Source organism: Achromobacter deleyi (assembly GCF_016127315.1).
GTDB classification, from domain to species: Bacteria; Pseudomonadota; Gammaproteobacteria; order Burkholderiales; family Burkholderiaceae_B; genus Achromobacter; species Achromobacter insuavis_A.
The window spans coordinates 4,507,922-4,531,059 of sequence record NZ_CP065997.1 but is presented as its reverse complement, the minus strand read 5'-3'; the positions used below and the strand labels follow the sequence as shown (position 1 = coordinate 4,531,059).

At 67.2% G+C, this 23,138-nt stretch carries 20 protein-coding genes and 1 pseudogene; 9 read left to right on the top strand and 12 right to left on the bottom strand.

What is annotated here, in order from left to right:
- The first annotated feature begins 49 nt into the window (after positions 1-49).
- From I6I07_RS20610 to I6I07_RS20600, 3 genes and pseudogenes are all read left to right on the top strand, one after another.
- Positions 50-931 (top strand): LysR family transcriptional regulator, encoded by an 882-nt coding sequence (locus I6I07_RS20610; protein WP_198483499.1) that lies wholly within the window; start codon positions 50-52, stop codon positions 929-931.
- A pseudogene (locus I6I07_RS20605) lies at positions 932-1,702 on the top strand (prephenate dehydratase); the annotation flags it as partial.
- A gap of 161 nt (positions 1,703-1,863) precedes the next feature.
- Positions 1,864-2,466, top strand: coding sequence for a hypothetical protein (locus tag I6I07_RS20600; RefSeq protein WP_198483498.1), 603 nt, complete (start codon positions 1,864-1,866; stop codon positions 2,464-2,466).
- Between the two features lie 84 nt (positions 2,467-2,550).
- Here I6I07_RS20600 and fhuE read toward each other — a convergent pair whose 3' ends face one another.
- From fhuE to I6I07_RS20570, 6 genes are all read right to left on the bottom strand, one after another.
- A complete protein-coding gene (gene fhuE, locus I6I07_RS20595; RefSeq protein WP_198483497.1) occupies positions 2,551-4,746 on the bottom strand; it encodes a ferric-rhodotorulic acid/ferric-coprogen receptor FhuE in 2,196 nt (731 codons plus the stop codon).
- A 342-nt stretch (positions 4,747-5,088) separates the two neighbouring features.
- Entirely contained in the window at positions 5,089-5,829 is a 741-nt protein-coding gene (locus I6I07_RS20590; protein ID WP_198483496.1) for a hypothetical protein, read from the bottom strand.
- Positions 5,830-6,033: 204 nt separating this feature from the next.
- Positions 6,034-7,077, bottom strand: coding sequence for a hypothetical protein (locus I6I07_RS20585; protein ID WP_198483495.1), 1,044 nt, complete (start codon positions 7,075-7,077; stop codon positions 6,034-6,036).
- 517 nt (positions 7,078-7,594) lie between these two features.
- Positions 7,595-8,155 (bottom strand): hypothetical protein, encoded by a 561-nt coding sequence (locus tag I6I07_RS20580; RefSeq protein ID WP_232625669.1) that lies wholly within the window; start codon positions 8,153-8,155, stop codon positions 7,595-7,597.
- A gap of 87 nt (positions 8,156-8,242) precedes the next feature.
- Positions 8,243-8,911, bottom strand: a complete 669-nt coding sequence (locus I6I07_RS20575; protein WP_198483493.1) for a hypothetical protein — start codon at positions 8,909-8,911, stop codon at positions 8,243-8,245.
- A 164-nt stretch (positions 8,912-9,075) separates the two neighbouring features.
- The gene (locus I6I07_RS20570) at positions 9,076-10,221 is read right to left on the bottom strand and encodes an alpha-hydroxy acid oxidase (RefSeq protein WP_054478073.1); all 1,146 of its coding nucleotides are present in this window, start codon (positions 10,219-10,221) and stop codon (positions 9,076-9,078) included.
- Positions 10,222-10,403: 182 nt separating this feature from the next.
- Here I6I07_RS20570 and I6I07_RS20565 point away from each other — a divergent pair, with 182 nt between their 5' ends.
- The 6 genes from I6I07_RS20565 (at position 10,404) to I6I07_RS20540 (ending at position 18,146) form a co-directional block, all read left to right on the top strand.
- A complete protein-coding gene (locus tag I6I07_RS20565) occupies positions 10,404-11,624 on the top strand; it encodes a CaiB/BaiF CoA transferase family protein (RefSeq protein ID WP_198483492.1) in 1,221 nt (406 codons plus the stop codon).
- Between the two features lie 36 nt (positions 11,625-11,660).
- On the top strand, positions 11,661-12,458 hold the full coding sequence (locus I6I07_RS20560) for an enoyl-CoA hydratase/isomerase family protein (RefSeq protein ID WP_420094511.1): 798 nt from the start codon (positions 11,661-11,663) through the stop codon (positions 12,456-12,458).
- 95 nt (positions 12,459-12,553) lie between these two features.
- Positions 12,554-13,777, top strand: a complete 1,224-nt coding sequence (locus tag I6I07_RS20555; RefSeq protein WP_198483491.1) for a CaiB/BaiF CoA transferase family protein — start codon at positions 12,554-12,556, stop codon at positions 13,775-13,777.
- On the top strand, positions 13,774-16,104 hold the full coding sequence (locus I6I07_RS20550; protein ID WP_198483490.1) for an acyl-CoA dehydrogenase: 2,331 nt from the start codon (positions 13,774-13,776) through the stop codon (positions 16,102-16,104). Before I6I07_RS20555 ends, I6I07_RS20550 begins: the two co-directional genes overlap by 4 nt.
- A 44-nt stretch (positions 16,105-16,148) precedes the next feature.
- Positions 16,149-17,120 carry a tripartite tricarboxylate transporter substrate binding protein gene (locus I6I07_RS20545; RefSeq protein ID WP_198483489.1) on the top strand — a complete coding sequence of 324 codons (972 nt, stop codon included), beginning with the start codon at positions 16,149-16,151 and terminating at the stop codon, positions 17,118-17,120.
- A gap of 63 nt (positions 17,121-17,183) precedes the next feature.
- Positions 17,184-18,146, top strand: coding sequence for a LysR family transcriptional regulator (locus I6I07_RS20540; RefSeq protein ID WP_049073298.1), 963 nt, complete (start codon positions 17,184-17,186; stop codon positions 18,144-18,146).
- 13 nt (positions 18,147-18,159) lie between these two features.
- On the opposite strand, the gene I6I07_RS20535 is transcribed toward I6I07_RS20540, so the two are convergent.
- The 6 genes from I6I07_RS20535 to I6I07_RS20510 all read right to left on the bottom strand — a co-directional run bounded on the left by I6I07_RS20535 (position 18,160) and on the right by I6I07_RS20510 (position 23,010).
- Positions 18,160-19,068: an amidohydrolase family protein gene (locus I6I07_RS20535; protein ID WP_198483488.1), complete on the bottom strand. Its 909-nt coding sequence runs from the start codon at positions 19,066-19,068 to the stop codon at positions 18,160-18,162.
- Entirely contained in the window at positions 19,065-19,679 is a 615-nt protein-coding gene (locus I6I07_RS20530; protein WP_054487198.1) for a carboxymuconolactone decarboxylase family protein, read from the bottom strand. Before I6I07_RS20530 ends, I6I07_RS20535 begins: the two co-directional genes overlap by 4 nt.
- Before the next feature lie 13 nt (positions 19,680-19,692).
- Positions 19,693-20,307, bottom strand: coding sequence for a glutathione S-transferase family protein (locus tag I6I07_RS20525; RefSeq protein WP_198483487.1), 615 nt, complete (start codon positions 20,305-20,307; stop codon positions 19,693-19,695).
- Positions 20,308-20,344: 37 nt separating this feature from the next.
- Positions 20,345-20,989 (bottom strand): flavin reductase family protein, encoded by a 645-nt coding sequence (locus tag I6I07_RS20520; RefSeq protein ID WP_198483486.1) that lies wholly within the window; start codon positions 20,987-20,989, stop codon positions 20,345-20,347.
- Positions 20,990-21,008: 19 nt separating this feature from the next.
- Positions 21,009-21,965 (bottom strand): Bug family tripartite tricarboxylate transporter substrate binding protein, encoded by a 957-nt coding sequence (locus I6I07_RS20515; protein ID WP_232626135.1) that lies wholly within the window; start codon positions 21,963-21,965, stop codon positions 21,009-21,011.
- 64 nt (positions 21,966-22,029) lie between these two features.
- Positions 22,030-23,010: a Bug family tripartite tricarboxylate transporter substrate binding protein gene (locus I6I07_RS20510; protein ID WP_198483484.1), complete on the bottom strand. Its 981-nt coding sequence runs from the start codon at positions 23,008-23,010 to the stop codon at positions 22,030-22,032.
- Positions 23,011-23,138 lie beyond the last annotated feature (128 nt).

The window sequence follows — 23,138 nt, the reverse complement described above, 5'->3', positions numbered from 1 at the left end:
CCGGCCGGGGACAGCCAAATTACGATAAGACGATAGAATATCTATCATCATGAACACCGACTTCCTGCACACGCTGGCCGCCGTGGCGCGCCATGGCTCGATGGCCGAGGCCGCCCGGCGCCTGGGGCTGACCCACGGCGCGGTGGCGCAGCAGATCCGCAAGCTGGAGCAGGAGCTGGGCGTGGCGCTGGTGGCGCGCGCCGGCCGCACCGTACACCTGACCGCCAAGGCCACCGAACTGATCGAGCCGATGCGCGAGGTGCTGGAACGGATCGAGAAGATCCGCTACCTGGCCCGTTCCGACGAAATGATGGGCGAGCTGCGGCTCGGGGCCGGCAATACGGCGCTGAATTCGATGGTGCCGGCCATCCTGGAACACCTGGTGCGGCGCCATCCTTTGATCAACGTCGAGATCCAGCCTGGCCATTCGGCGCGCTTCTACCCCGCCATCGAAAGCGGTGAACTGGACGCCGCCATCGCGCTGGAAGCGCCCTACCCACTGTCCAAGAGCCTGGGCTGGCAGTTGCTGCGCGAAGAACCTTACGTGCTGGCGGCGGCGCCACGCCATGCCGGGCGCCACCCGCACAGCCTGCTGACGGCGGAGCCGTTCATCCGCTACCAGCGCAGCGACTGGGGCGGCCAACACATCGACGATTACCTGCGGCGCGTCGGCATCACACCGCGCGAACGGTTCGAGCTGAACGCCATCGAATCGATCGCGGTGATGGTCAGCCGCGACCTGGGCGTGGCGATCCTGCCGCGTTCCACCAACGGCGCGATCGAACGGCTCGGCCTGCTCGCCCTGCCGCTACCCGAGCCCTGCGAGCCGCGCCGCTTCGGCCTGATCTGGTCGCGCGGATCGCCACGGCTGGCGCTGATCCGCGCCTTCCGCGACATTGCCGTTGTAGAGTATGGCAACGCGGGCGCCTGACCCGCGGGTTCCTGGACGCACCAGGCCTGTCTGGACCTGTTCGGTCCCACGGACCTGATCGCGCTGTCGCGCGACGACCTGTTCAAGGGCTACCAGTCCGGCAAGATCGAACGCGCGTGCGTGCCCGTCACGACGTCGGTCGTCGGCGTAACGCCCTATCTGGACGCCGTGCTGGACCTGCCGGACGTGATGATCGTGGCCGAGTATCCGAAGATGCTGGGTTATAGCCTGCTGGCCAGGCCCGGCACCAAGTTGGCGGACGTCAAGGAAGTGCTGGCGCATCCGGTCGCGTTCGAGGAAGTCAAGCCGTGGGTCGATCGCGAGATGCCCGCGGTCAAGCGCACCGAAGCGGCCAGCGGCGGCGCCGCCGCCAAGACGGTGGCCGACAGTCCGGGCCATGACAAGGCGTCGTTCGGCCCCAAGGTCGGCGCATCGGTCTATTCGCTGGTGTCGCTGGTGGACGGCATCGAGCAAGGGCCGCACAACGTGACCCGCTGGTGGGTGCTGGGCCGCGCGATGCCCGCGCCGACGGGGCGCGATAAGACCTCGCTGCTGGTCGACACGTCGGACGACAGGTTCAACGACACCCTGGCGGCGCTGGTCGACGCCAAGGTGCAGGTACTGACCATTTACGAGCGGCCCAGCAAGAAGACGCTGGACACGCATCGCTACGTGATCGAGGTGGCTGGCCATGCCCGGCAGGAACCGCTGGCATCCTTGTTGGCGGCCCATCCGGGGATACGATTGCTGGGTTCGTACCCGCGCAAGTGACAACGTTGCCGGACAATAAGAGTAGCGCCGGGCCCTCGGGCCCGACCAGCATGGAATGCCTTGGCGGGATTGCAGCCGCAGGGCTCGGATCAGCTGCATTGAAAGGCGCCCGGCGACCGCGCCATCGACACTGTAGGTCGCCATTCGCAGAGGATATTATTTTGAAGTTCAAAGCCGCACTCCTGATTTCCGCCCTCAATGCCGTGATTGCCGCCCCCGCGCACGCCGAGCCGCCGCGCTCGGTGGATGCCCGGCGTTTCGATATCGCGGGGGTCAAGACGGGCATGGACTACGACGAAGCGGTCGCCGCCGCGGCGAAGAATTTTGGCGTGGGAAAGAATCAGATCACGGCGGGCTACGCGACGCTGAACCCCGTCACGAACACCAAGCAGCCGCAGAATTTCAGCTACGAAAAGGACGGCGTTCGGCTGGTGGTGCATTTCGAACCGCGCGTGCCCGTCGACAAGCAGCGCCCCCTGGCGGTGTCACAGATCAGCTACGAAATGCCCTGGACGCCGGCCAACAAGGACGCCATGGCCCAGGCGGTGGTGCAGAAATACGGCAAGCAATCGAACTTTCCCAATCAACTGAATCTGGAATGGTGCCAGAAGCCCAGCACCAATCCCGGCATGGGTTGCTCGACCGACATGACCCAGGCGGTGCTGAAATACAGCGGTGTGAGCGTGCAGTTGTACGACCCGGCATGGACCCACGCGCGGGTCGAGTTCATCAACCAGTCGAACAGCCGCAAGCCGAGCTTCTGACGTTGGCCCGGCGCCCGCGATACGCATGGCGGGCGCCGTCGCCTGGATGATGAGTCAGCCCGGCCGAACCGGCCGGGCTCGTCCTCAATACTGATACCGCATCGTCAACGTCGCGCTGCGCCCCGCCGCCCACGCGCCCTGGCTATAGAAGCCGATCTGCGAGTAGTACTTGCGGTCCATCAGGTTGTTGACGTTCAGCTGCGCCGACAGGCTCTTGTCGAACTTGTAGCGCGCCATCAGGTTGACCAGCGCATAGCTGCCCTGCCCCACGCGCTCTGCGCCATTGGGACCGTTGGCGATCGTGTAGACGTGGCTCTGCCAGTTGACGCCGCCGCCCACCGTCAACCGGTTCCAATCGCCCGGCAACTGATAGGTCGTGAACAAGCGCACCAGGCTGCGCGGCTGGTCGGTCTGGATCGGGCTGCCCTCGCCGTCACGCGCGGTCCAGTGCGACCAACCGGCCGCCACGTTCCAGCCCGGCGAGACTTCGCCCGACACTTCCAGGTCGAAGCCGCGGCTGCGGGTGCCCTTGGTGGCGCGGTAGGCCTGGTTGATGGTGCCGGGAATCAGATAGCCGGTGTCTTCCTGCGCGAGGTTGTCCTGGTTGACCTGGAACACGGACGCCGACGCATTCAGGCGGCCGTCGAGGAACTCGCCCTTGACCCCCGCCTCGTAGGCCTTGCCTTCCAGCGGATCGAGCCAGCTGCCGTTGCGATCCTGAAAGCTCTGCGGGTTGAAGATGCCCGTGTAGCTGACATAGGCCGTGTAGTTCTCGTTGATGTCGTACAGCAGGCCCGCGTAGGGCACGAACGCGTCCTTGTCGAACGCCTGCCGGCTGCCGCCGCCAAAACCGACCGAGTCCGTCTTCCACGTGCTGTAGCGGCCGCCGACGATCAGCTTGAGCGGATCGGCCAGGCTGAAGCGCAGCGCGCCGTACCAGCCGGCCTGCTTGGTGGTGTAGCGGCTGGCCAGGGTGGCGGTGTCGCTCCACTGCGGTTCGGGGTACGAGCCGTCCCATTCCAGGAAGTTGCCGATCGGCGCCGGCGAGACCGCGCCGCGGTTGAAGAATTCGGCGTACTGGCGGGTGAAGCTGGCGCCGACCACCGCTTCGTGCTGGCGGCCGAACAACGAGAAGGGGCCGGAGGCCTTGATATCCAGGCTGTTCTGCTTGCGGTCGCCGTAGTAGCGCTGGGCCGAGGCGCCCATGCCCAGGCCGGTGCTACGGTCGGGCCAGCCGTACAGGTAGAGCAGCTTGCCATCCATTTCGTGCTTGGAATGCGAGACGCTGGCCTGCACGCGCCAATCGTTGTCGAAGCGGTGCTCCAGGCTGGCGAAGGCGCCTTCGGTGGTGCTGGCCCACTTGGTCCAGTCGGCGCCGGTGTTGAGCGAGCGTTTCCAGTCGGTGCGGCCGCCGTCGGCGTACCACAACGGGAAGCCGCCCCAGCTACTGCGCCGCGGCTGGTTGTCCTGGTAGTTGAAGCCGACGCTCAACGTCGTGCGAGCGGTCAGGTCGGCGTCGACGACGCCGTAGAAGACCTTCTTGCGGTTCTGGTAGCCGTCCAGGTACGAGTGGTTGTCCTGGTAGGCCGAGACGATGCGGCCGCGCACGCTGCCGCTGGCGTTCAGCGGCGAAGACAGGTCGGCGCTGGCGCGATAGGCGTCCGAGGTGCCGGCGCTGACGCTCAGGTCGGCCTTGAATTCGCGGCTGGTGGCGTGCTTGCGCACCAGGTTGACCGAGGCGGACGGGTTGCCGGCGCCGGTCAGCAGGCCGGTGGCGCCGCGCACCACTTCGACGCGGTCATAGATGATGGAGTCCAGCGATGACTCACCGCCGGCGTAGCCGATATCGAAGCTGGTGGGCACGCCGTCGTACAGGTAGTTGCTGATGGCGAAGCCGCGCGAGCTGAAGGTGTAGCGCTCGCTGTCGTAGTTCTGCACCGAAATGCCGGGGGTGTTGCCGAGGATGTCGGTGATCGAACGCATGTCCTGGTCTTCGATGCGCTGGCGCGTGACCACGGTGACCGACTGCGGGGTTTCGCGCAACGACAGCGGCAGGCCGGTGCTGGCGGACGTGGCGCGCGGGGTATAGGAACCGGTGCCCTCGGTGGTGGTCGGATCGCCGTCAGCCTGGACCTGCACGGCGGGCAAGGTGGCGACACCACTCTCCTGGGCCAGGACGGCGCCGCTGGCTAACGCCATCAACACCAGGCTGGTGGTGCGCCTCAGGGTGGCGCGTGGACGGACGGAGCGGATGGGGCCAGCGGGCCGCGGGTCTTGCATGATGACTTCCTTTCGCAGGGGGGTGAAACAAGGCGAAAGGAAGTTTAATGCGAACTATTCTCATGCGCATTGTTGTTGCTATTCTACATCGCATAAGTCGAGAGATGTTACGCAGGGTTGCGCCAGGGGGATGCGCATGGCACGCGCGCGATTCGTGTGGACTGTCGACGGGAGAGCACCGCGTGATAAATATCGAAGCTCGCCTCCCGCACATCGCAAAGCCCGCCGAACCAGGCGCGTCCCGCCAGTTGCCCGCCCTTGCGCGCTGGACGATCTCGTTCCTGGATGAGCGCTTGCGGTGCGTGAAGCAATCGGGCAGCAGCCAGCTCCAGTGGTCAGGATTTATGGAGCCGTCTTGGGTACAGCTACGCATTCATTAGCGACGCAAACCCAGGCATCGAATTCTCCAGATGCCTTTTTCGACCATCGCGTGCAGTCAAAAACGTAAAACCCGTTCCAGAAAAAACGCGCTGCGTTAGGATCCTTGCCCGCGCCGGGCACAGGGTTAACGAAACTTCCAGCCAATGGTTGTGGCATACCAGTCGCCGATGGGCTGGACAACTGAATCTGCCGAAGGCCCTCAATTAGAGTAATCGTTCCGTCAACCCATACTTTGAGGACTGCACCAGTACTAGGGTCATAAGCGCTATCAACGCCAGAATACAGGTCCTGATAGCCGTCTTTGTAATGAGTGAATGTCCCAGTGCTACCACCTGGCCTTGTGCCGGTAACTCCCTTTATTACATAGGCCAGACCTTCCACATTTCCTGAAAATGAAGTCCCAACGATGGTATTACCGAAATTACCCTCACGAGGCAAGTCGATAATCATTAGCTTGTGATAGAAAGCAAACACCATGAACGTCGCATACCCGCTTTCCTGCTCAGGAGGCGATCTAAAATCTGTCGCTCGCAACGCTTCAAGCAGGGCGCTATCCGCCTCAGCGATCAAATATGCCTCGTCCGGTTGTTCCGCGGCCTTCATGTAAGCGATATCATGTGCTTTGCATATTGTGTCGATAACACTTGCTTGCCCTCCTGGAAGCATAAGTACAGGACTGTCCAGCATTTGCTGAATTGTCATGCTGGGATTTCTCTGCCCAGCAGATCATCCGGGACCGCACCACTGGCCATAAACAGGCATCCAAGCTGACACATCAAAAACGGTAAATCCGTCAACGTCAGCCGATGGCTGTTCTGAAGCCATTTAGCCACCTCATCGAATCATGAACAGAAGTGGTGACACATTATCAATCGACTCCAATATTAAATTCTCAAAACCGGACCCTTACGGCGCAGACACGTGGATCAATGTCGCTTGCTCCACAGGAGGGACACGCACGCTCTCCCAGGACTTGGTTTCAAGGCTGAATTTGGCAAATCCCGTCCGCTTTTTACCTCGACGCATAGGAATATCCCAGAATATTGCCGCCACATAAAGACCTGCCGGATCCACCGCTAGTTCTTTAGGGTAGATGCCCGTACGTGTTCTCCAAATGGTTTGACGTTGATCGGGAGAAACACGCGTCAGGCCCTGCGATGGATCTTGAATCGTGCCAGCCCACAGAAACACATTTCCCCGCTCATCGGCGGTCCTAAAACCGGCATTGATGACCCCAGGATATTGAACAGGCACAGGATCTTCAAGCTGTCCGCGTTCTAGCGTAAAAATCTCATTGCCACTGAATTTTTTTCCATAACTCGGATTGCTTAACCTGGAACTCGGACCATAAGAACCAAGAAAGATTTCGGCGCTATTGCGATAGAACAGCTCTCGGCCACTCAGAAAATCGAACTTCTTACCGGTGAATAACCTCTCGGACTTAGAGGCAAGATCGTATTCCCAAATATTCAGATCCAATAGTGAAACCTGTCCGGCGGGAAGAACTCGATCGCTTCTCCAGAACGCGACCTTCCTTTCGTCCTGAGACATTATCGGCGACAAGTTCACACCCGTGGAAACAGGCACAATTCGAAGATCCTTACCGTCACTGCGAATCATCAGAATTTGAGACACGCTCACCCCTCGTTGCGCATCTGCGTAGGTCTCACCATATATAGGGTTGCGACTCATCACGATATATGTGCCACGAGGCGAGTAATGCGCATAAGAATACGAATAGCCTTCAGGCAACACAAACCGAAAGAGCATTTCCGACCCTAAGTTGTAGCGCATGACAAAACAACTATCTTCGTGATCGAGGCATTCCAGGAACAGCCAATCCTGACCGTTGGGATGCACACTTAGAGAGCGCAGATCTCGTCCCCCGTTTTGCTGTTGAAAAGAGGTTTCGTACTCGGCGATAGTCTCGACCGCTCGCGCCAGGCGCATTGGTTCTACGGTTGAGATACATACCGCGGCCATGATCAACGCAAGAGATTTAACCGCCACCCTTATCACCCTTTCCAACAGGAATCATCGTTCTCCTCCAGGGGGAGACAGGGGACGTCAAGCATTTGGTGGCGAGGCGCACCAGTATCATCGAGACGATAACGAGATCCCATCTCACTCAATAAGTAGTGTCAAGTGGGAGCTGAATACTTAGGACGTACCGAAAACACAACATGCGCAGTCATGTCCGTCGTTGTGTCGCCCTCTACAAACCAGGCACCGGCCTACAAGCACTGCCCCACTTTGGAGATCCCAATGCTATGAGAGCGCCATTCTGGCTCGCACTGCTGCCACGCGGTGAAGTCCGGCTCCGCACAACGAGCCGCGGAACATTACCGATCGACCGACTGCATATCGCAAGTCGTCCCCTGCCCATCGCAGAACCCGCCGGGCCACGCGTGCCCGGGCTGTTGCTTTTCCTTGGCGCATAATCATGCATCAGCATCGCAAGGGAGTATTACGCGGCGCCAGCCCCCTTTGGAACAAATAGTGCCTGTGCGCCATTGGCCAGGTAGGCGCCATCCAGGCCATCGAATTTCCGGGCCGCGTCTGGCCACGCGATGAATTTCCGATCGGCCCTTGTTCCGCGCTGACCTGTCGCCGCGTCGATGGAGACCACCTTCTCTCCGCGCACCTTGGCCTCGCGCAGCACGATCGCCACGAATTCCCCGGTGTCTTCGTCACCCGCGGGAATGGACGCCCGCAGTTCGCCGTTGAGAAGGGCATCCTGCAGAAAGCCCGCGGCTCTCGATCTGAGAAGACTGACCAGCCCTGATCCCACCAACGCGTAGATCCAGCCCTTTCCCGAGGGATGACGCTTCACATAGCGATCGTGAAAATCATCTTCGGAGATGATGGATGCATCCACGATCGTTACATGAAACCCTTCACACTCGTCGATTCGATCCCTGTATCTGGGCCGATCGTTGTCCGGCTGTTCCTGCATATTGATGAACCTGATCGACGGGCGCACTTTCAGCAGCGCGCCGGCGAATTCATCCTCATCCACGGCAGTCATGAATAAGCACTGCTGAATCATCCTGGTGTCCGCCACTTGTCGCCCCGTTCAAGCCCTGCATCGCGCCAAGGCGTTATCTCCCTGCCCTTACCTATCCACCGACTTCATATCGCAGGTCGTCTCCTGCACATCGCAAAGCCCGCGGAACCACGCGCGCCCGGCCAGTTGCTCGCCCTTGGGGCGCTCGACGATCTCGTCCTTGGGCGAGCGCTTGCGGTCCACCAGGTAATCCAGCAGCACCCAGCTTTCATGGCAGGCGCGGATGCCCTGGATCTTGCCCATTTCGGTCAGCCAGTCGCTGCCCAGGTCCACCAGGCGCTGGCTGGCGGCGTCGGGCTTGGCATAACCGCGCGCGGACTGGATGCCGACCCGGGCGTCGTCGGCGCGGATCCAGCCTTCGCCCTTGTAGAGCTTGCGCGGCGCGCGCTCCGGATATTCTTCCTCGTTGTAGGCGTCGCTGGCGTTGGCGATCCTGAGCCAGCCGTCCTGGGCCTGCTTCACGTCGAAGGTGACGCTATAGGAGTATTCCGGTTCGCCGGCGGCGGGCTTGGTGGGGATCTGGCCCAGCGCCTTGGCGTTGGCCGACGGCGCATCGCGCACGGTGATCGACGGCTTTTCGTAGTTGGCCCAGGCGCCGAAGGCGCAGGAGGTGGCGCCCGCGGGGGCTTCGGCCTGGGGGTTGGCGGCCATGGCGGCCGGCGCGGCAAACAGCGCGAGGATGGCGATTGAAGCGGTCAGACGAGGACGAATATGCATGAAGACTCCAAAGCGTCGACTATCTGAATGAACCCCTGCCAGCGCGGCCGGCGGGTGTTTGCCTTGATCGGGCGATGCCGAGACTGTATCAAATGCGCCCGGGCCGCCCCTTGGCAACGGCGCCCGGACCCGCGCCTTGGCAAAAGACGCGCGGCCCCGCCGACCTAGCGGAACCGCAGATGCCGCCGCTGCAGCTCCGCCACCGTCCGGCAGCCCATCAGCTTCATCGCGCGCTCGATCTCCACGCGCATCTGTTCCAGCGCCCGTTCCACGCCGGGCCGCCCGGCGGCGGCCAGCGGGAACAGGTAGTAGCGGCCCAGCCCCACCGCCTTGGCGCCCAGCGCCAGCGCCTTGAGCACGTGCGTGCCGCGCTGCACGCCGCCGTCCATCATCACGTCGATGCGGTCGCCGACGGCGTCGACGATCTCGGCCAGCTGGTCGAAGGCGCTGCGCGAGCCGTCGAGCTGGCGGCCGCCGTGGTTGGACAGGACGATGCCGGTGCAGCCGATGTCGACGGCGCGCCTGGCGTCCTCGACCGACATGATGCCCTTCAGGCAAAACTGGCCGCCCCACTCGCGCACCATGGCGGCGACGTCGTCCCAGGTCATGGCGGGATCGAGCATCTCGGTGAAATAGCGGCTGATGGACATGGCGCCGCCGCCCATGTCGACGTGGCCGTCGAGCTGCGGCAGGCGGAAGCGTTCGTGGGTGGCGTAGTTGATGGCCCAGGCCGGCTTGATGGCGAACTGGGCGATGCCGGCCAGGTTCAGGCGGAACGGGATGGCAAAGCCGGTGCGCTTGTCGCGCTCGCGGTTGCCGCCGGTGATGCTGTCGACCGTCAGCATCATGACCTGCACGCCGGCGGCCTTGGCGCGCGCCATCATGTCGCGGTTCAGGCCGCGATCCTTGTGGAAGTAGAACTGGTAGACCTGCGGGCCGCCGCTGATCTGGCGCGCCTCTTCCAGGCTGACGGTGCCCAGCGACGACACGCCGAACATAGTGCCGAACTTGCCGGCGGCGGCGGCCACGGCGCGTTCGCCGTCGTGGTGGAACAGGCGTTGCAGCGCGGTGGGCGAGCAGTAGACCGGCAAGGCCAGCTTCTGGCCCATGACGGTGACGGACATGTCCACATCCGCCACGCCGCGCAGCACGTCGGGCACCAGGTCGCAAGCCTCGAAGGCCTCGGTGTTGCGGCGGTAGGTGGTCTCATCGTCGGCGGCGCCGTCGATGTAGTTGAAGATCGGGCCGGGCAGCCGCTGGCGCGCCATGCGGCGGAAGTCGTGGAAATTCTGGCACTGGTTCAAGCGCATCGGGGGACCTTTGTCTACGCTGCACGGACTACCGGAATGCCCCTTGCGACCCGGGCATGCTGGGCCGAATTGTACCGGGGACGGCGTCCCATCACGCATAACAGCTTTGCCATCCGGGTGGAGCCTGCCGCGGCGCGGAAATCCTAGACTGGCCGCACTTCACAGCAGTCAAGGAGAAGGCGTTGCAGCCGCTGTTATCAAACCTGAAAGTGCTCGACCTGAGCCGCGTGCTGGCCGGCCCCTGGGCCAGCCAGATCCTGGCCGACCTGGGCGCCGATGTCATCAAGGTCGAGCGGCCCGGCCAGGGCGACGACACCCGGTCCTGGGGGCCGCCCTTCCTGAAGGACGAGCAGGGCCAGGACACGGCGGACGGCGCCTACTTCGTGGCCACCAACCGGGGCAAGCGCTCGATCACGCTGGACCTGCAGACGGCCGAGGGCCAGGCGCTGGTCAAGCAGTTGTGCCGCGACGCGGACGTGGTGCTGGAGAACTACAAGGTCGGCACGCTGGCGCGGCTGGGGCTGGACTATGCGTCGCTGTCGGCGATCAACCCGCGCCTGGTGTATTGCTCGGTGACGGGGTTCGGCCAGACCGGGCCGCGCGCGGCCGAGCCGGCCTACGACTTCCTGATCCAGGCCATGGGCGGGCTGATGAGCGTGACCGGCGAGCGCGACGACCGGCCGGGCGGCGGGCCGCAGAAAGTGGGCGTGCCGATCGTCGACCTGACCACCGGCGTGTACGCGGCGCTGGGCATCGTGGCCGCCCTGCTGCGGCGCGCGCAGACCGGCCAGGGCGAGCACATCGACGTGGCCATGCTGGACGTGCAGGTGGGCCTCCTGGCCAACCAGGCCATGAATTTCCTGCTGGGCGGGCGGGTGCCGCGCCGCACCGGCACGGCGCACCCGAATATCCAGCCGCAGCGCACCTTTGCCTGCGCCGATGGCGACATCGTCATCGTGGTGGGCAATGACGCGCAGTTCGCCACCCTGTGCGAGGCGCTGGGCCAGCCCCGCCTGGCGCGCGATCCGCGCTATGTCAGCAACAGCCAGCGCGTGAAGAACCTGGACACGCTCGATCCGCTGCTGGACGCCATTTTCATCGGCGAGCCGCGCGCCCACTGGCTGGACCTGCTCAAGCGGGCCGGGGTGCCGGCCGGCTCGATCAACACGGTGCCCGAGGTGTTCGAGGACCCGCAGGTGCTGCACCGCGGCATGCTGCGGCGCCTGCGGCACCCCACCGCCGGCGAGGTGCCGCAGGTGATGAACCCGCTGCGCTTCGGGCAGTCGGCGCTACGAGTAGACCGCGCGCCGGCGCTGCTGGGCCAGCACACCGACGAGGTGCTGGCCGAACTGGGCCTGAGCGCGGCGCAGATCCAGGACTACCGCGACCGCAAGATCATCTGACCGGCCTTACCTGACCGGACCCCAAGGAGACAAACCATGACCATGCCGGAAAACCTGGCCGGGCCCTACCGCGCGCTGGACGTGCGCATCGACGCCGGCGTCGCCACCATCCTGCTGGCCAATCCCCCCGTCAACGCGCTCAGCACCGAGATGATGAACGAGCTGTCGTGGGTGCTGGACCGCATTTCCGAGACGCCCGAGGTGCGGGCGGTGGTGCTGTCGGGCCAGGGCAAGACCTTCTGCGCCGGCGCCGACCTGAAGAACCGCGCCGCCACCATCAAGGGGCCGGGCGACCTGCCGCAGCATTCGCGCCGCACGCGCGAGTGCTTCCATGCAATCCGCGAATGCGCCAAGCCGGTGGTGGGCGCGATCAACGGCGCGGCGCTGGGCGCGGGGCTGGCGATCGTGGCTTCGTGCGACATCCTGCTGGCCGCGTCCGACGCGGTGGTGGGCCTGCCGGAGATCAACGTCGGGCTGCTGGGCGGCGGCCGCCATGGCATGCGGCTGTTCGGCCATTCGCGGCTGCGGCGCATGATGCTGACCGGCCTGCGGGTGGACGGCAACGAGCTGTACCGGCTCGGCGTGGTCGAGGAAGCGCTGCCGGCGGACGCGCTGATGCCGCGCGCGCAGGAGCTGGCGCGCGAGCTGGCGTCCAAGAGCCCGCTGGCGACGATCCTGGCCAAGCAGACGCTCAACGCCATCGAGGACATGAGCCTGCGCGACGGCTATCGCTACGAGCAGGACATGACGGCGGCCATCGCCAAGACCGAGGACGCCATGGAGGCGCGCCGCGCTTTCCTGGAAAAGCGCGCGCCGGTGTTCCAGGGCCGCTAGCGGCACGGCCTCCACGCATAACAGCTATTGCGGTGGCGCCGTAGGTGCAAGGCCCGGCGCTGCCTACACTTCGCAAAAAAAACCAAGGAGACGACATGACGAGCGCGTTGGACGGCGTGAAGGTGCTGGACCTGAGCCGGGTGTTTTCGGGACCGTGGGCGGCGCAGATGCTGGCCGACTTCGGCGCCGACGTGATCAAGGTCGAGCGCCCCGGGCGCGGCGACGACGTGCGCCACCAGGGCTATCCGCTGCCCGGCCGCGATGGCGCGCCAAGCCCGCAGACCTCGTCGTTCGTGGCCATGAACCGCGGCAAGAAGTCGCTGACCATCGACATCTCGCGGCCCGAGGGCCAGGCGCTGGTGCGGCGGCTGGCGCAGCAGGCGGACATCGTCATCGAGAACTTCAAGGCCGGCGACCTGCGCCGCTACGGGCTGGACTATGCCGCGCTGGCGGCGGTCAATCCGCGCCTGGTGTATTGCTCGATCACCGGCTTCGGCCAGAGCGGCCCGTACAGCCACCTGCCCGGCTATGACCCGATCTTCCAGTCCATGAGCGGGCTGATGAGCGTGACCGGCGTGCCCGATGGCGAACCGGGCGCGGGGCCGGTCAAGGCGGGCTATTCGGTGTCGGACCTGACGGCGGGGTTCTATGCCGTGTGCGCCATCCTGGCGGCGCTGCGGCACCGCGACCAGGTGTCGGGCGCGGGCCAGCACATCGACCTGGCGCTGCTGGACGCGCAGATCGCGGCGCTCTCGCACATCGGCATGAACTACCTGGCCAGCGGCCAGCGGCCGGCGCGCATGGGCTCGGCCTCGCAGATCACGGCGCCGTTCCGGGCGTTCGAATGCCAGGACGGGCACCTGATGGTGGCGGTGGGCAACGACTCGCAGTTCCGCGGTTTCTGCGAGGTGATCGGGCTGCCCGAGCTGGGGCGCGATGCGCGTTTCGATACCAACCCCAAGCGCGCCGCCGCGCAGCCGGAACTGTCGCGGCTGATCGAGCCGGCGATGCGCGCGCGCAGCGTGCAGGACTGGAACCAGGCGCTGGCGGCGGCCAACGTGCCTTGCGGGCCCATCTACACCATGGACCAGGTGTTCGAGGACCCGCAGGTGCGGCATCGCGAGATGCTGGGCAGCGTCGAGCATCCGCAATTGGGCGCCCTGCCGGTCATCCGCAACCCGATCCATTTTTCCGGCACGCCGATCGCGGGCGGCCTGCCGCCGCCGCTGCTGGGCGAGCACACGGCCGAGATCCTGCGCGCCGAACTGGGGCTGTCCGATGACGAGATCGCGCGCCTGCGGGCGGAGGGCATCGTATGAGCGGCATCGACCATGACCTGATCGAAGAGATCCGCGACAGCGCGCGCGACTTCCTGCAACGGCGCGACCAACGCCAGCGCAAGCGCGCCGAGGCGCCGCCGGACCGCGACTATTGGCGCGAGATCGCCGAGGTCGGCTGGCTCGGCATGAGCGTGCCCGAGGCGCTGGGCGGCCTGGGCCTGGGCTGGCGGGCGATGGCGGCGGTGCTGGAGGAAGCCGGCCGCGCGCAGCTGCCGGAGCCGCTGGTCGGCGCCGGCGTGCTGCCGGCGGCGCTGCTGGCGCGGATCGAGCCGGTCGATGCGGCGCGGCGCGACGCGCTGTTGCGGGCCGTGTGCGGCGGCGACACGCTGATCGGGCTGGCCTGGCAGGAGACCGAGGGCCAGCTGGAGGCCGGCGAAGCCGCAACGGCCTTCGGCGTCAGCGTGACGGAGCGCGATGGCGCGTATGTGCTCAATGGCGAGAAGCGCCACGTGATGCCGGGCGCCGGTGTCGATGGCTGGCTGGTCACGGCCGATGGCGAGCGCGGCACCGCCCTTTTCTTCGTCGCGGCCGGCACCCCGGGCGTGACCGCGCAGGTCCACGCGCGCGCCGACGGCGCCGCCGCCTGCCACCTGACGATCGAGTCGGCCATCGTGCCGGCGGACGCGCTGCTGGCGCGCGACGGCGTGGTGGACGCGGTGGACGAAGCGCTGGACCTGGGCCGCCTGATGCAATCGGCGGAACTGGTGGGCGTGGCGCGGCAGGTGCTGGCCGATTCGGTGGCCTACCTGAACACGCGCCAGCAGTTCGGCCGGCCGCTGGCCGCGTTCCAGGCCTTGCAGCACCGGCTGGTGGACGCCGCCATGCAGGTCGAACTGGCGGCCAACAGCCTGCTGGACGCGCTCGATACGCGGGAGGCGCGGCCAGGCGACGCCACCCTGCGCAAGACCGTCGCCAGCCGCGCCAAGGCCCGCGCCGCGCGCGCCGGCCTGGAGGCGACGCGGCTGGCGATCCAGTTGCACGGCGCCATCGGCTACACCGAGGAATGCGACGTCAGCCTGTATTTCCGCAGCGCGCTGCACCTGGCGGCCTGGCTGGGCAATGCCACCGCCCATCGCCAGCGCTACGGCGCGCTGGCGGCGCTGCCCGCGCCCGGCGCCGATGACGACGATGCCGTGCCCATCACCGACTTCCCGCGCGAAGCCGACTGGAACGGCATGCCGGAAGCCGATTTCCGCCGGCTGGCGCGCGGCTTCTTCCGCGCCCACTATCCCGAGCACCTGCGCCACGTGCCGTGGCGGCTGCACTGGGACGAGATCAAGGACTGGTATTTCACGCTGTCGCGCCAGGGCTGGATCGCGCCGTCGTGGCCGCGCGAACACGGCGGCATGGCGCTGTCGCCGGCGCGCCAGATCGCCTTCATCGAAGAAGCCGAGCGCCACGGCGTGGCGCGCGCGCCGGACCAGGGGCTGGTGATGCTGGGGCCGATCCTGATCCGCCACGGCACCGAGGAACAGCGCGCGCGCTTCCTGCCGGGCATCCTGTCGGGCGAGGCGGTGTGGGCGCAGGGCTATTCGGAGCCGAACGCCGGCTCGGACCTGGCCTCGCTGCGCTGCGAGGCGCTGGTGGACGGCGACGGCCTGATCGTGAGCGGCCAGAAGACCTGGTCGACGCTGGCGCAGGACGCGACCCACATGTTCATGCTGGTGCGCACCGACAAGACGGTCAAGAAGCAGGCCGGCATCAGCTTCCTGCTGGTGGACCTGGCCAGTCCGGGCGTGAGCCGCCGCCCCATCCGCACGCTCTCGGGCCACGAGGAATTCTGCGAGGTGTTCTTCGACCAGGTGCGCGTGCCGCGCGCCAACCTGGTGGGCGAGCTGAACGCCGGCTGGGGCATCGCCAAGGCGCTGCTGGGCTTCGAGCGCCTGTTCAGCGGCAGCCCCAAGCACGCCAACCATGCCTTGCAGCAGATCTTCAGCATCGCGCGCCAACGCGGCCTGCTGGCCGACCCGGCGTTCGCCGACCGGCTGGCCGAGCTGCGGCTGGACGCGGCCGACCTGACCGCCATGTACAGCGTCTTCGCCGAGCTGGCCAAGGCCGGCCGGCCGCTGCCGCCCGAGTTGTCGCTGCTGAAGGTCTGGGCCACCGAGACGCACGAGCGGCTGGGCGCCCTGCTGATCCAGATCGCCGAGGAATACGGCGGCGCGGCGATGCGGCTGGGCTATGGCAACGGCCAGGTGCACGCGCTGGCGCCGTACGTCAACGCGCTGGCGGCGACCATTTTCAGCGGCACCAACGAGATCCAGCGCAATATCTACGCCAAGCAGTTGGGGCTGGAAGGCGCATGACAACGACGCGCCGGCCGCGAGCCGGCGCCACAGGAGAGAGACAGATGAAACACGCTACCGCACTGACGGCGGCCGCCCTGCTGCTGGGCGCCGCCTTTGCCGCTCCGGGCCAGGCCGCCGCGCCCTGGCCGAGCCAGCCGATCCGGCTGATCGTGCCCTACCCGCCCGGCGGCTCGGTCGATAACCTGGCGCGGCTGCTGGCGCCGGCGCTGGGCCAGCGGCTGGGCCAGACCATCGTGATCGAGAACAAGGCCGGCGCCAGCGGCACCATCGGCGTGGACGCCACGGTGCGCGCCACGCCCGACGGCAACACCTTCGGCTTCGGCGTGCCGGGCGCCATCACCGGCCTGCCGCACGTCATGAAGGTGCCGTACGACGTGTCCAAGATCCAGTACGTGTCGCTGGTGGCGCGCATTCCGCTGGTGCTGGTGGTCAACCCGTCCCTGCCCGACGCCACGCTGGCCGACTTCGTCGCCAGCGCCAGGCGCCAGCCCGGCAAGTACAACTATGGCTCGGCCGGCAACGTCACCACGCCGCACCTGGGCGGCGAGCTGCTCAAGCAGCAGACCGGCATCGACATCATGCACGTGCCGTACAAGGGCGCCTCGCCCGCGGTCACGGCGCTGCTGTCCAACGAGGTGCAGATGTTCCCCGGCGACGCCTCGGCGGTGCTGGGCTTCATCAAGGCCGGCAAGCTGCGCACGCTGGCGGTGGCCAGCCCGACGCGCTTCGAGGGCCTGCCGGACGTGCCGACCACCCAGGAAGCGGGTTTTCCCGGTGTGATCGTGGAATCGAACTACGGCATCATCGCCCCGACCGGGACGCCGCCGGAGATCGTGCAGAAGATGTCGCAGGCCATCGCCCAGACCCTGGCCGAGCCGGCCTTGCGGCAGAAGATGATCGACCAGGGCGCCATCCCCACGGCCACCACGCCCGAGGCCTACCAGGCGCTGATGCAGGCCGAGTCGAAGAAATGGGGCGAGGTGATCCGGCGCGGCAAGCTGGGGCTGGAATAGTCCCATGCCGGCCCGCTTTTGCCGTACCCTTATGCCGTCTCTTTCGTTGCCGCCTTATCGATCATGCCGCCTGCCAAAGCCACGGGCCTGAGCCTGGACGTCACCGCCGACCTGCACAAGTGGCGGGCCTTCCTGGCGATCGCGGAACTGGGCAGCATCTCGCGCGCCGCCCTGTACCTGGACCAGGACCAGTCGGTGCTGAGCCGCCGCATCAACGCGCTGGAACGCGAGTGCAACGCGCGGCTGTTCAACCGCACCGGGCGCGGCGTGCACCTGTCGGAAGTGGGCGAGCGCCTGTTTCCGCTGGTGCGCACGCTGCTGGGCGACGCCGAGCGGCTGGAACTGGAGCTGAACGGCGAGGCGCGCGAGCCGGCCGGCGAGGTCACGCTGGGGCTGCTGCCGTCCACCGCGCACCCGCTGATCCGGCGGCTGTTCTCGCGGCTGCGCAAGCAATTTCCCAAGGTACACCTGAAGATCCTGGAAGGCTCCAGCGGCCAGATCGAGGAATGGCTGACCGACAGCCGCGTCGATATCGCCATCCTGTACCGCTACGGCGACAAATGCCCGCCGGGCGAACAGGCGCTGGCCTCGGTCGATTCGTACCTGGTGGGCGCGGCCGGCGATCCGCTGACGCGCGGCGGCGAGGTTGCGTTCGAACAGCTGGACGGCCTGCCCTTCATCCTGCCCGGCGCGCCCAACGGCCTGCGCAATGCGCTGGACGGGCTGGCGCGGGCGCGCAAGATCAGCATCGCGCCGCTGATCGAGGCCGATTCGCTGCCGCTGATGAAGTCCATCGTCGAGCACGAGCACATGTACACAGTGCTGCCGCTGCACGCGGTCTGGCAGGAGGTGCAGGAAGGCCGCCTGGGCATCGCGGCGCTGCGCGATCCGGCCATGGGCCGCATCATCTCGATGGCGTTCGCCCGCGCCAAGGGCCCGGGCCGCACCGTCACCGAAGTGGCCGCGCAGATCCAGAGCCTGGTGCGCGAGATCGGCGGCGAAGGCGTGTGGCACGCCAGCCCCTGACGGGGCCGGCGCTTCAGGCGAAGCCGTAGAGCCGCGCCGGATTGTCGACCCAGACCTTGCGGCGCGTGGCGTCGTCGCCCAGCCAGCGCTGCGCCACGGCCACCAGGGCGTCGGCGGATGGCGCCGACTCGCCCATGCGCACGAACGGCCAGTCAGAACCCCACAGCACCTGGTCGGGGTTGGCGGCGACGAAGGCGTCGTGGAGGAAGCGCGCATTCTCGTAGTCCGGCGCGCTGCCGACGCGGCACAGCGTCAGCTTCATCCACAGGCGGCCGTCGGCCAGCAGGCCGCGCAGCAGCTGGAACGCCGGGTCCTGGTCGCCACGCGCCGGGACCAGGCTGCCCAGGTGGTCGATCACCAGCGGCAGGTCCAGCTTCGCCAGCGCCGGCAGGTGGCGCAGATAGGTGTCGCATGGCGCCCACAGCTGCGCGTGCAGGCCGTGATGCTTCATGCGCGGGGCCAGCGCCGCGACCTGGTCGAAGCCCACGCTGCCCGGGAACAGGTTGCCGGCCGGGTCGCGCGCCTCGACAAAGCGCAGCCCCCGTACGCCGCCATCATGGAGGGCCCGCAATTGCGCGTCGCTGATCGACGGGTCGGCCACGGCGATACCGCGCAGGCGGTCGCCGCCCTGGGCCAGGGCGTCCAGCAAGGCGTCCGCATGGGTGCCATAGGGGGCCGGCTGCACCAGCACGCCACGGGCCGCGCCCAGCGTGTCCAGCATGCGCAGATAGCGCGCCGCCGGCGCGTCCGGCGCGGCGTAGGAAGACGGATGCCACAGCGGAAAGCGGTCGTAGGGACCGAACACGTGGCAATGCGTGTCGCAGGCCTGGGGCGGCAGCGCTTCGGCGGGCGCCTGCGGCATGCGCGGCGTTTCGACGCTGTCCGGCACGTAGGCCTGGCTGGAATCGGCGGGCGCGGTCATGCCTGGCCCTCCCCGGCCAGCGGCGCCAGCCGGCTCAGCGCCGGATGGCCGTCCTGTTGCGGCAGGTCCAGCGGCGCGGGCGCGTCGTCCGGCATCGGGATCTCGTGCGCGTTCAGCGTCATCGACACCATGGTGTAGTAGCCGATGACGGCGGTCAGCTCGACCACGCCGACGGCGGCCCAGCGCTGCACCGCCTCGGCATACAGGGCGGGCTCGACCTGGCCGGTCTCCTGCAGCTGGCGGGCGTAGGCGTAGACGATTTCGTCGTCGCGGTTGTCGAAGGCCGGCTCGCGCCGCGCCTGGATGGCGTCCAGCACCGCGTCCGCAATGCCGGCGGCGCGGGCGGCCTGGGCGTGGATGTGCCATTCGATCTGGCTGTTCCACCGCCGCGCGGTGACCACGATGGCCAGCTCGCTGACGCGCGGCGGCAGGCTGGTGCCAAAGCGCAGCAAGGCGCCCAGCGCCTGCCAGCGCTCGGCCAGCTCGGGGTTGTGCAGCGCGGCGCGCAAGGGGCCGACCAGCCGGCCGCGCGGACCGGAGACGATGCGCTCGTAGACGCGCTTCTGGTCGTCGCTCATGCTGTCGGGCGTGGGCAGGGGAATGCGGCTCATCATCGTCCTTCGCTCAAGGGGTTTCGTCGGGCTGGCTGCGCTGCACCGAGGGCCGCGCGCTGAAGTCCTGGTGCCAGCGGGCCAACCTCGGGTGGCCATCGCGCCAGGCCAGATCCGGGAAACGATAGTCCAGATACGACAGCGCGCAACCGATGGCGATCAGGCCCAGGTCGAAGCGGCTGGCTTGCAGGGCGGGCGCCTCGGCCTCCAGCACGGCCAACACGGCGCGGGTCTTGAGCGCGAAGGCGTCGAGCCAGGCCTGGGTCTGCTTCTCGGCCGGCTTGTTGCGCTCCTGCCGGTACAGCAGCAGCGCGTCCAGGAAGCCGTCGCCCAGCGCCTGGCGGCGCTCGGCCAGCAGGCGCGCGGCCGGGTCCGCCGGCAGCAGGCCGGCGCCGGCCAGGCCGTCCAGATAGGCGCAGATGACGCGCGAGTCGTAGACCGGCGTGCCGTCGCCCAGCACCAGGGTCGGCAGCTTGATCAGCGGGTTGTCGGCCACCAGGTCGAGGTTGGGCTTGTCCATCGCGACCGGCGTGCGCACCAGCGTCACGCGCTCGGCGATGCCGGCTTCGTACAGGACGATCATCACCTTGCGCACGAAAGGCGATCGCGGCGACCAATGCAGTTTCATCAGGAGGCTCCCAGGAAATTCGAAATCGTGATGCGGTTCAATGGCCCTGCGCGGGCCGCACCGCCGAATCGTTGGCGGCGTCCGGCGCGCGCATCTGGAACAGGTCGCTGGTGTGCGCGTACCAGCCAGCGCCGTGCATGCGGCCCAGCAGCCGTAGCGCCGGGGTGTCCACATGGAAGCGCTGCGCGTCCAGCAGCGCGTCGTCGCGCAGGTACAGCGCCACCACCCGCGCCAGCACGATGATGCGCTGCGGCGCGGCATCCAGCACCTGCCACACGCGGCATTCCAGCGCCGCCGGGCTGAGCGCGATGCGCGGCGGCGCGACCACCAGCGAGGATTCGGTCGCCAGCCCGGCGCGCGTCAGCTCATCGACGTCGGCCACGTAGTCCAGGCTGGTGTGGTTCATCTGCGCGGCCAGTTCGGCCGACACCAGGTTGATGACGAACTCGCCGGTCTCCAGGATGTTGCGCGAGGTGTCTTTCAGTTGGCCGCCGCGCGGGCCGATGCCCAGCGCCACGATCGGCGGATCGCTGCTGACCACGTTGAAGAACGAGAACGGCGCGGCGTTGCGCTGCCCCTGCGCCGACTGGCTCACCACCCAGGCGATGGGCCGCGGCACCACCACGCTGGAGAGCAGCTTGAAGGCGTTGGTGGTGCTCAGTTGGCTGAAATCGAAATTCATGGATGCGTTCCTCGCGTCCTCATTTGGCCAGCAGGCCCAGCGTGCCCAGCAGCCGGCGCATGTCGGCCTGGTCCTTGGCGACGTAGGCGTCCGCTTCCTGGGGCGACAATGCCATCAACTCTATCGCCTGCTCCTGCATGACGCGGCGGTAGTCGGGGTCCTCGTTCACGGCCCGGACGGCATCGCTCAGCATGCGCACGATGTCGGCGGGCGTGCCGGCCGGCGCGGCCAGGCTGTACCAGGTGGCCGCGTCCGCGCCCGGCACGCCGGCCTCGGCCAGCGTCGGCACATCGGGCAGCAGCGGCGAGCGCTTGTCCGAGGCATAGGCCAGCGCCAGCAGCCGCCCCTGGCGGATGAACGGCAGGCTGGCCGACAGGTTCAGCATGGCCAGGTCGGTCTGTCCGCCCACCACGTCGTTGATGGCGGGCGAGGCGCCGGCATAGGGAATGTGGTTCAGCTGCACCCCGGCGACCTGCTGGAACAACTCGGCGCCCAGGTGCGTGGCGCCGCCCACGCCGGCCGAGCCGTAGCTCAGCTTGCCGGGCTCGGCCTTGGCGCGGGCGATCAGCTCGGGCACGCTGCGGATGCCGCGCGACGGATTGACCACCAGCATGATGGGCTGCACCGCCACCACCGAGCAGAAGGCGAAACCCTTGACGCCGTCGTACACGGTCTTCTGCATCAGCGGCGTGACCACGTGGCCGGCCGAGGTGCCGAGCAGCAGCGTGTAGCCATCGGGCTTGGCGCGCGCCACGAAGCCGGTGCCGATGGAGGCGCCGCCGCCGGCCTTGTTCTCCACCACCACCGGCTGGCCCAGGCGCTTTTCCAGCGCCCGCGCCAGGCTGCGCGCCACCACGTCGGCGGGCCCGCCGGCGGCATAGGGATTGACCAGGACGACGGGCCGCTCGGGATAGGCCGCCACGGCGGACACGGAAATGACGGCCGTGGCGACGGCCGCCAGCAGGGATCGAAGCATCAATCGCATGGGGTTTCCTTCGAAGGGCCAGGCCGCTGGGCTGGCCAGGATTCGGGTCGTGGAATCAATCGGCCCGCGCGCCGGACTGTTCGATGATGCGCGCCCATTTGGCCGTGTCGACGCGGATGCGCTCGGCGAAGGCCTCCGGCGTGCTGTGGGTGGTCTGGATGCCGTAGCCGGCCATGCGCTCGACCATCTGCGGCGCGCTCATCACCGCCTTGATGTCGGCGTTCAGCCGGTCGATGATGGGACGCGGCGTGCCCGCCGGCGCCAGCACGCCCGACCACAGGCTGACCTCGTAGTCCTCGAACCCCGGCGTCTCGGACATCGACGGCACGTCGGGCAGCGCCGCCAGCCGCTGGCGGCTGGTCACGGCCAGCGCCCGCACCTTGCCCTGCCTGACCTGCTCGATGAAGTTGGACGAGGTGTCGATCATCATCGAGATGCGGCCGGCCAGGAAATCGTTGATGGCGCCCGACGTGCCCTTGTAGGGAATGTGGCGGATGTCGGCATGGGCCGCGGCCTTGAACATCTCGCCGGCCAGGTGGCTGGTGGTGCCATTGCCCGAGGAGCTGAAGGTCAGCTCGCCCGGCCGCTGCCGCGCCAGTTCGGCCAGCGCGGCCACCGAATCTACCTTCAGCGCGGGGTTGACCACCAGCAGATTGGAAGTCAGGTTGGTCAGCGACACCGGCGCGAAGCTGCGCTGCGGGTCGTAGCGCAGCTTGGGGTACAGCGACGGGTTGATCGTCAACACGCCCATGGTCGAATACAGCAGCGTGTAGCCGTCGGGCGCGGCGGTGGCCACGGCCTCGGCGCCGATCGCGCCGCCGGCGCCGCCGCGGTTCTCCACCACCACGGTCTGGCCCAGCTTTTCGCCCAGGCCCTGCGCCAGCGACCGCGCCATCAGGTCGGTGGCGCCGCCGGCCGGGAACGGCACGATCAGTTTCACCGGCCTGTCGGGATAGGCCCCGGCCGCCATGGCCGCCGATATCAGGCCCGCACCGAGCCACAGGCTGACCGCGGTCAGCGCACTTGCCATTCTCATGCTGTCTCCACCCTGGGGGCTTTTATGTTTGCAGCATGGTAGGCGCGGGGCGGCGGCGGCGCTATGCGCGGGATCGCATATCTGCTTTGTGCGGACACCGGGCCGCCCGGCGCGCCTGCGACCGGCGG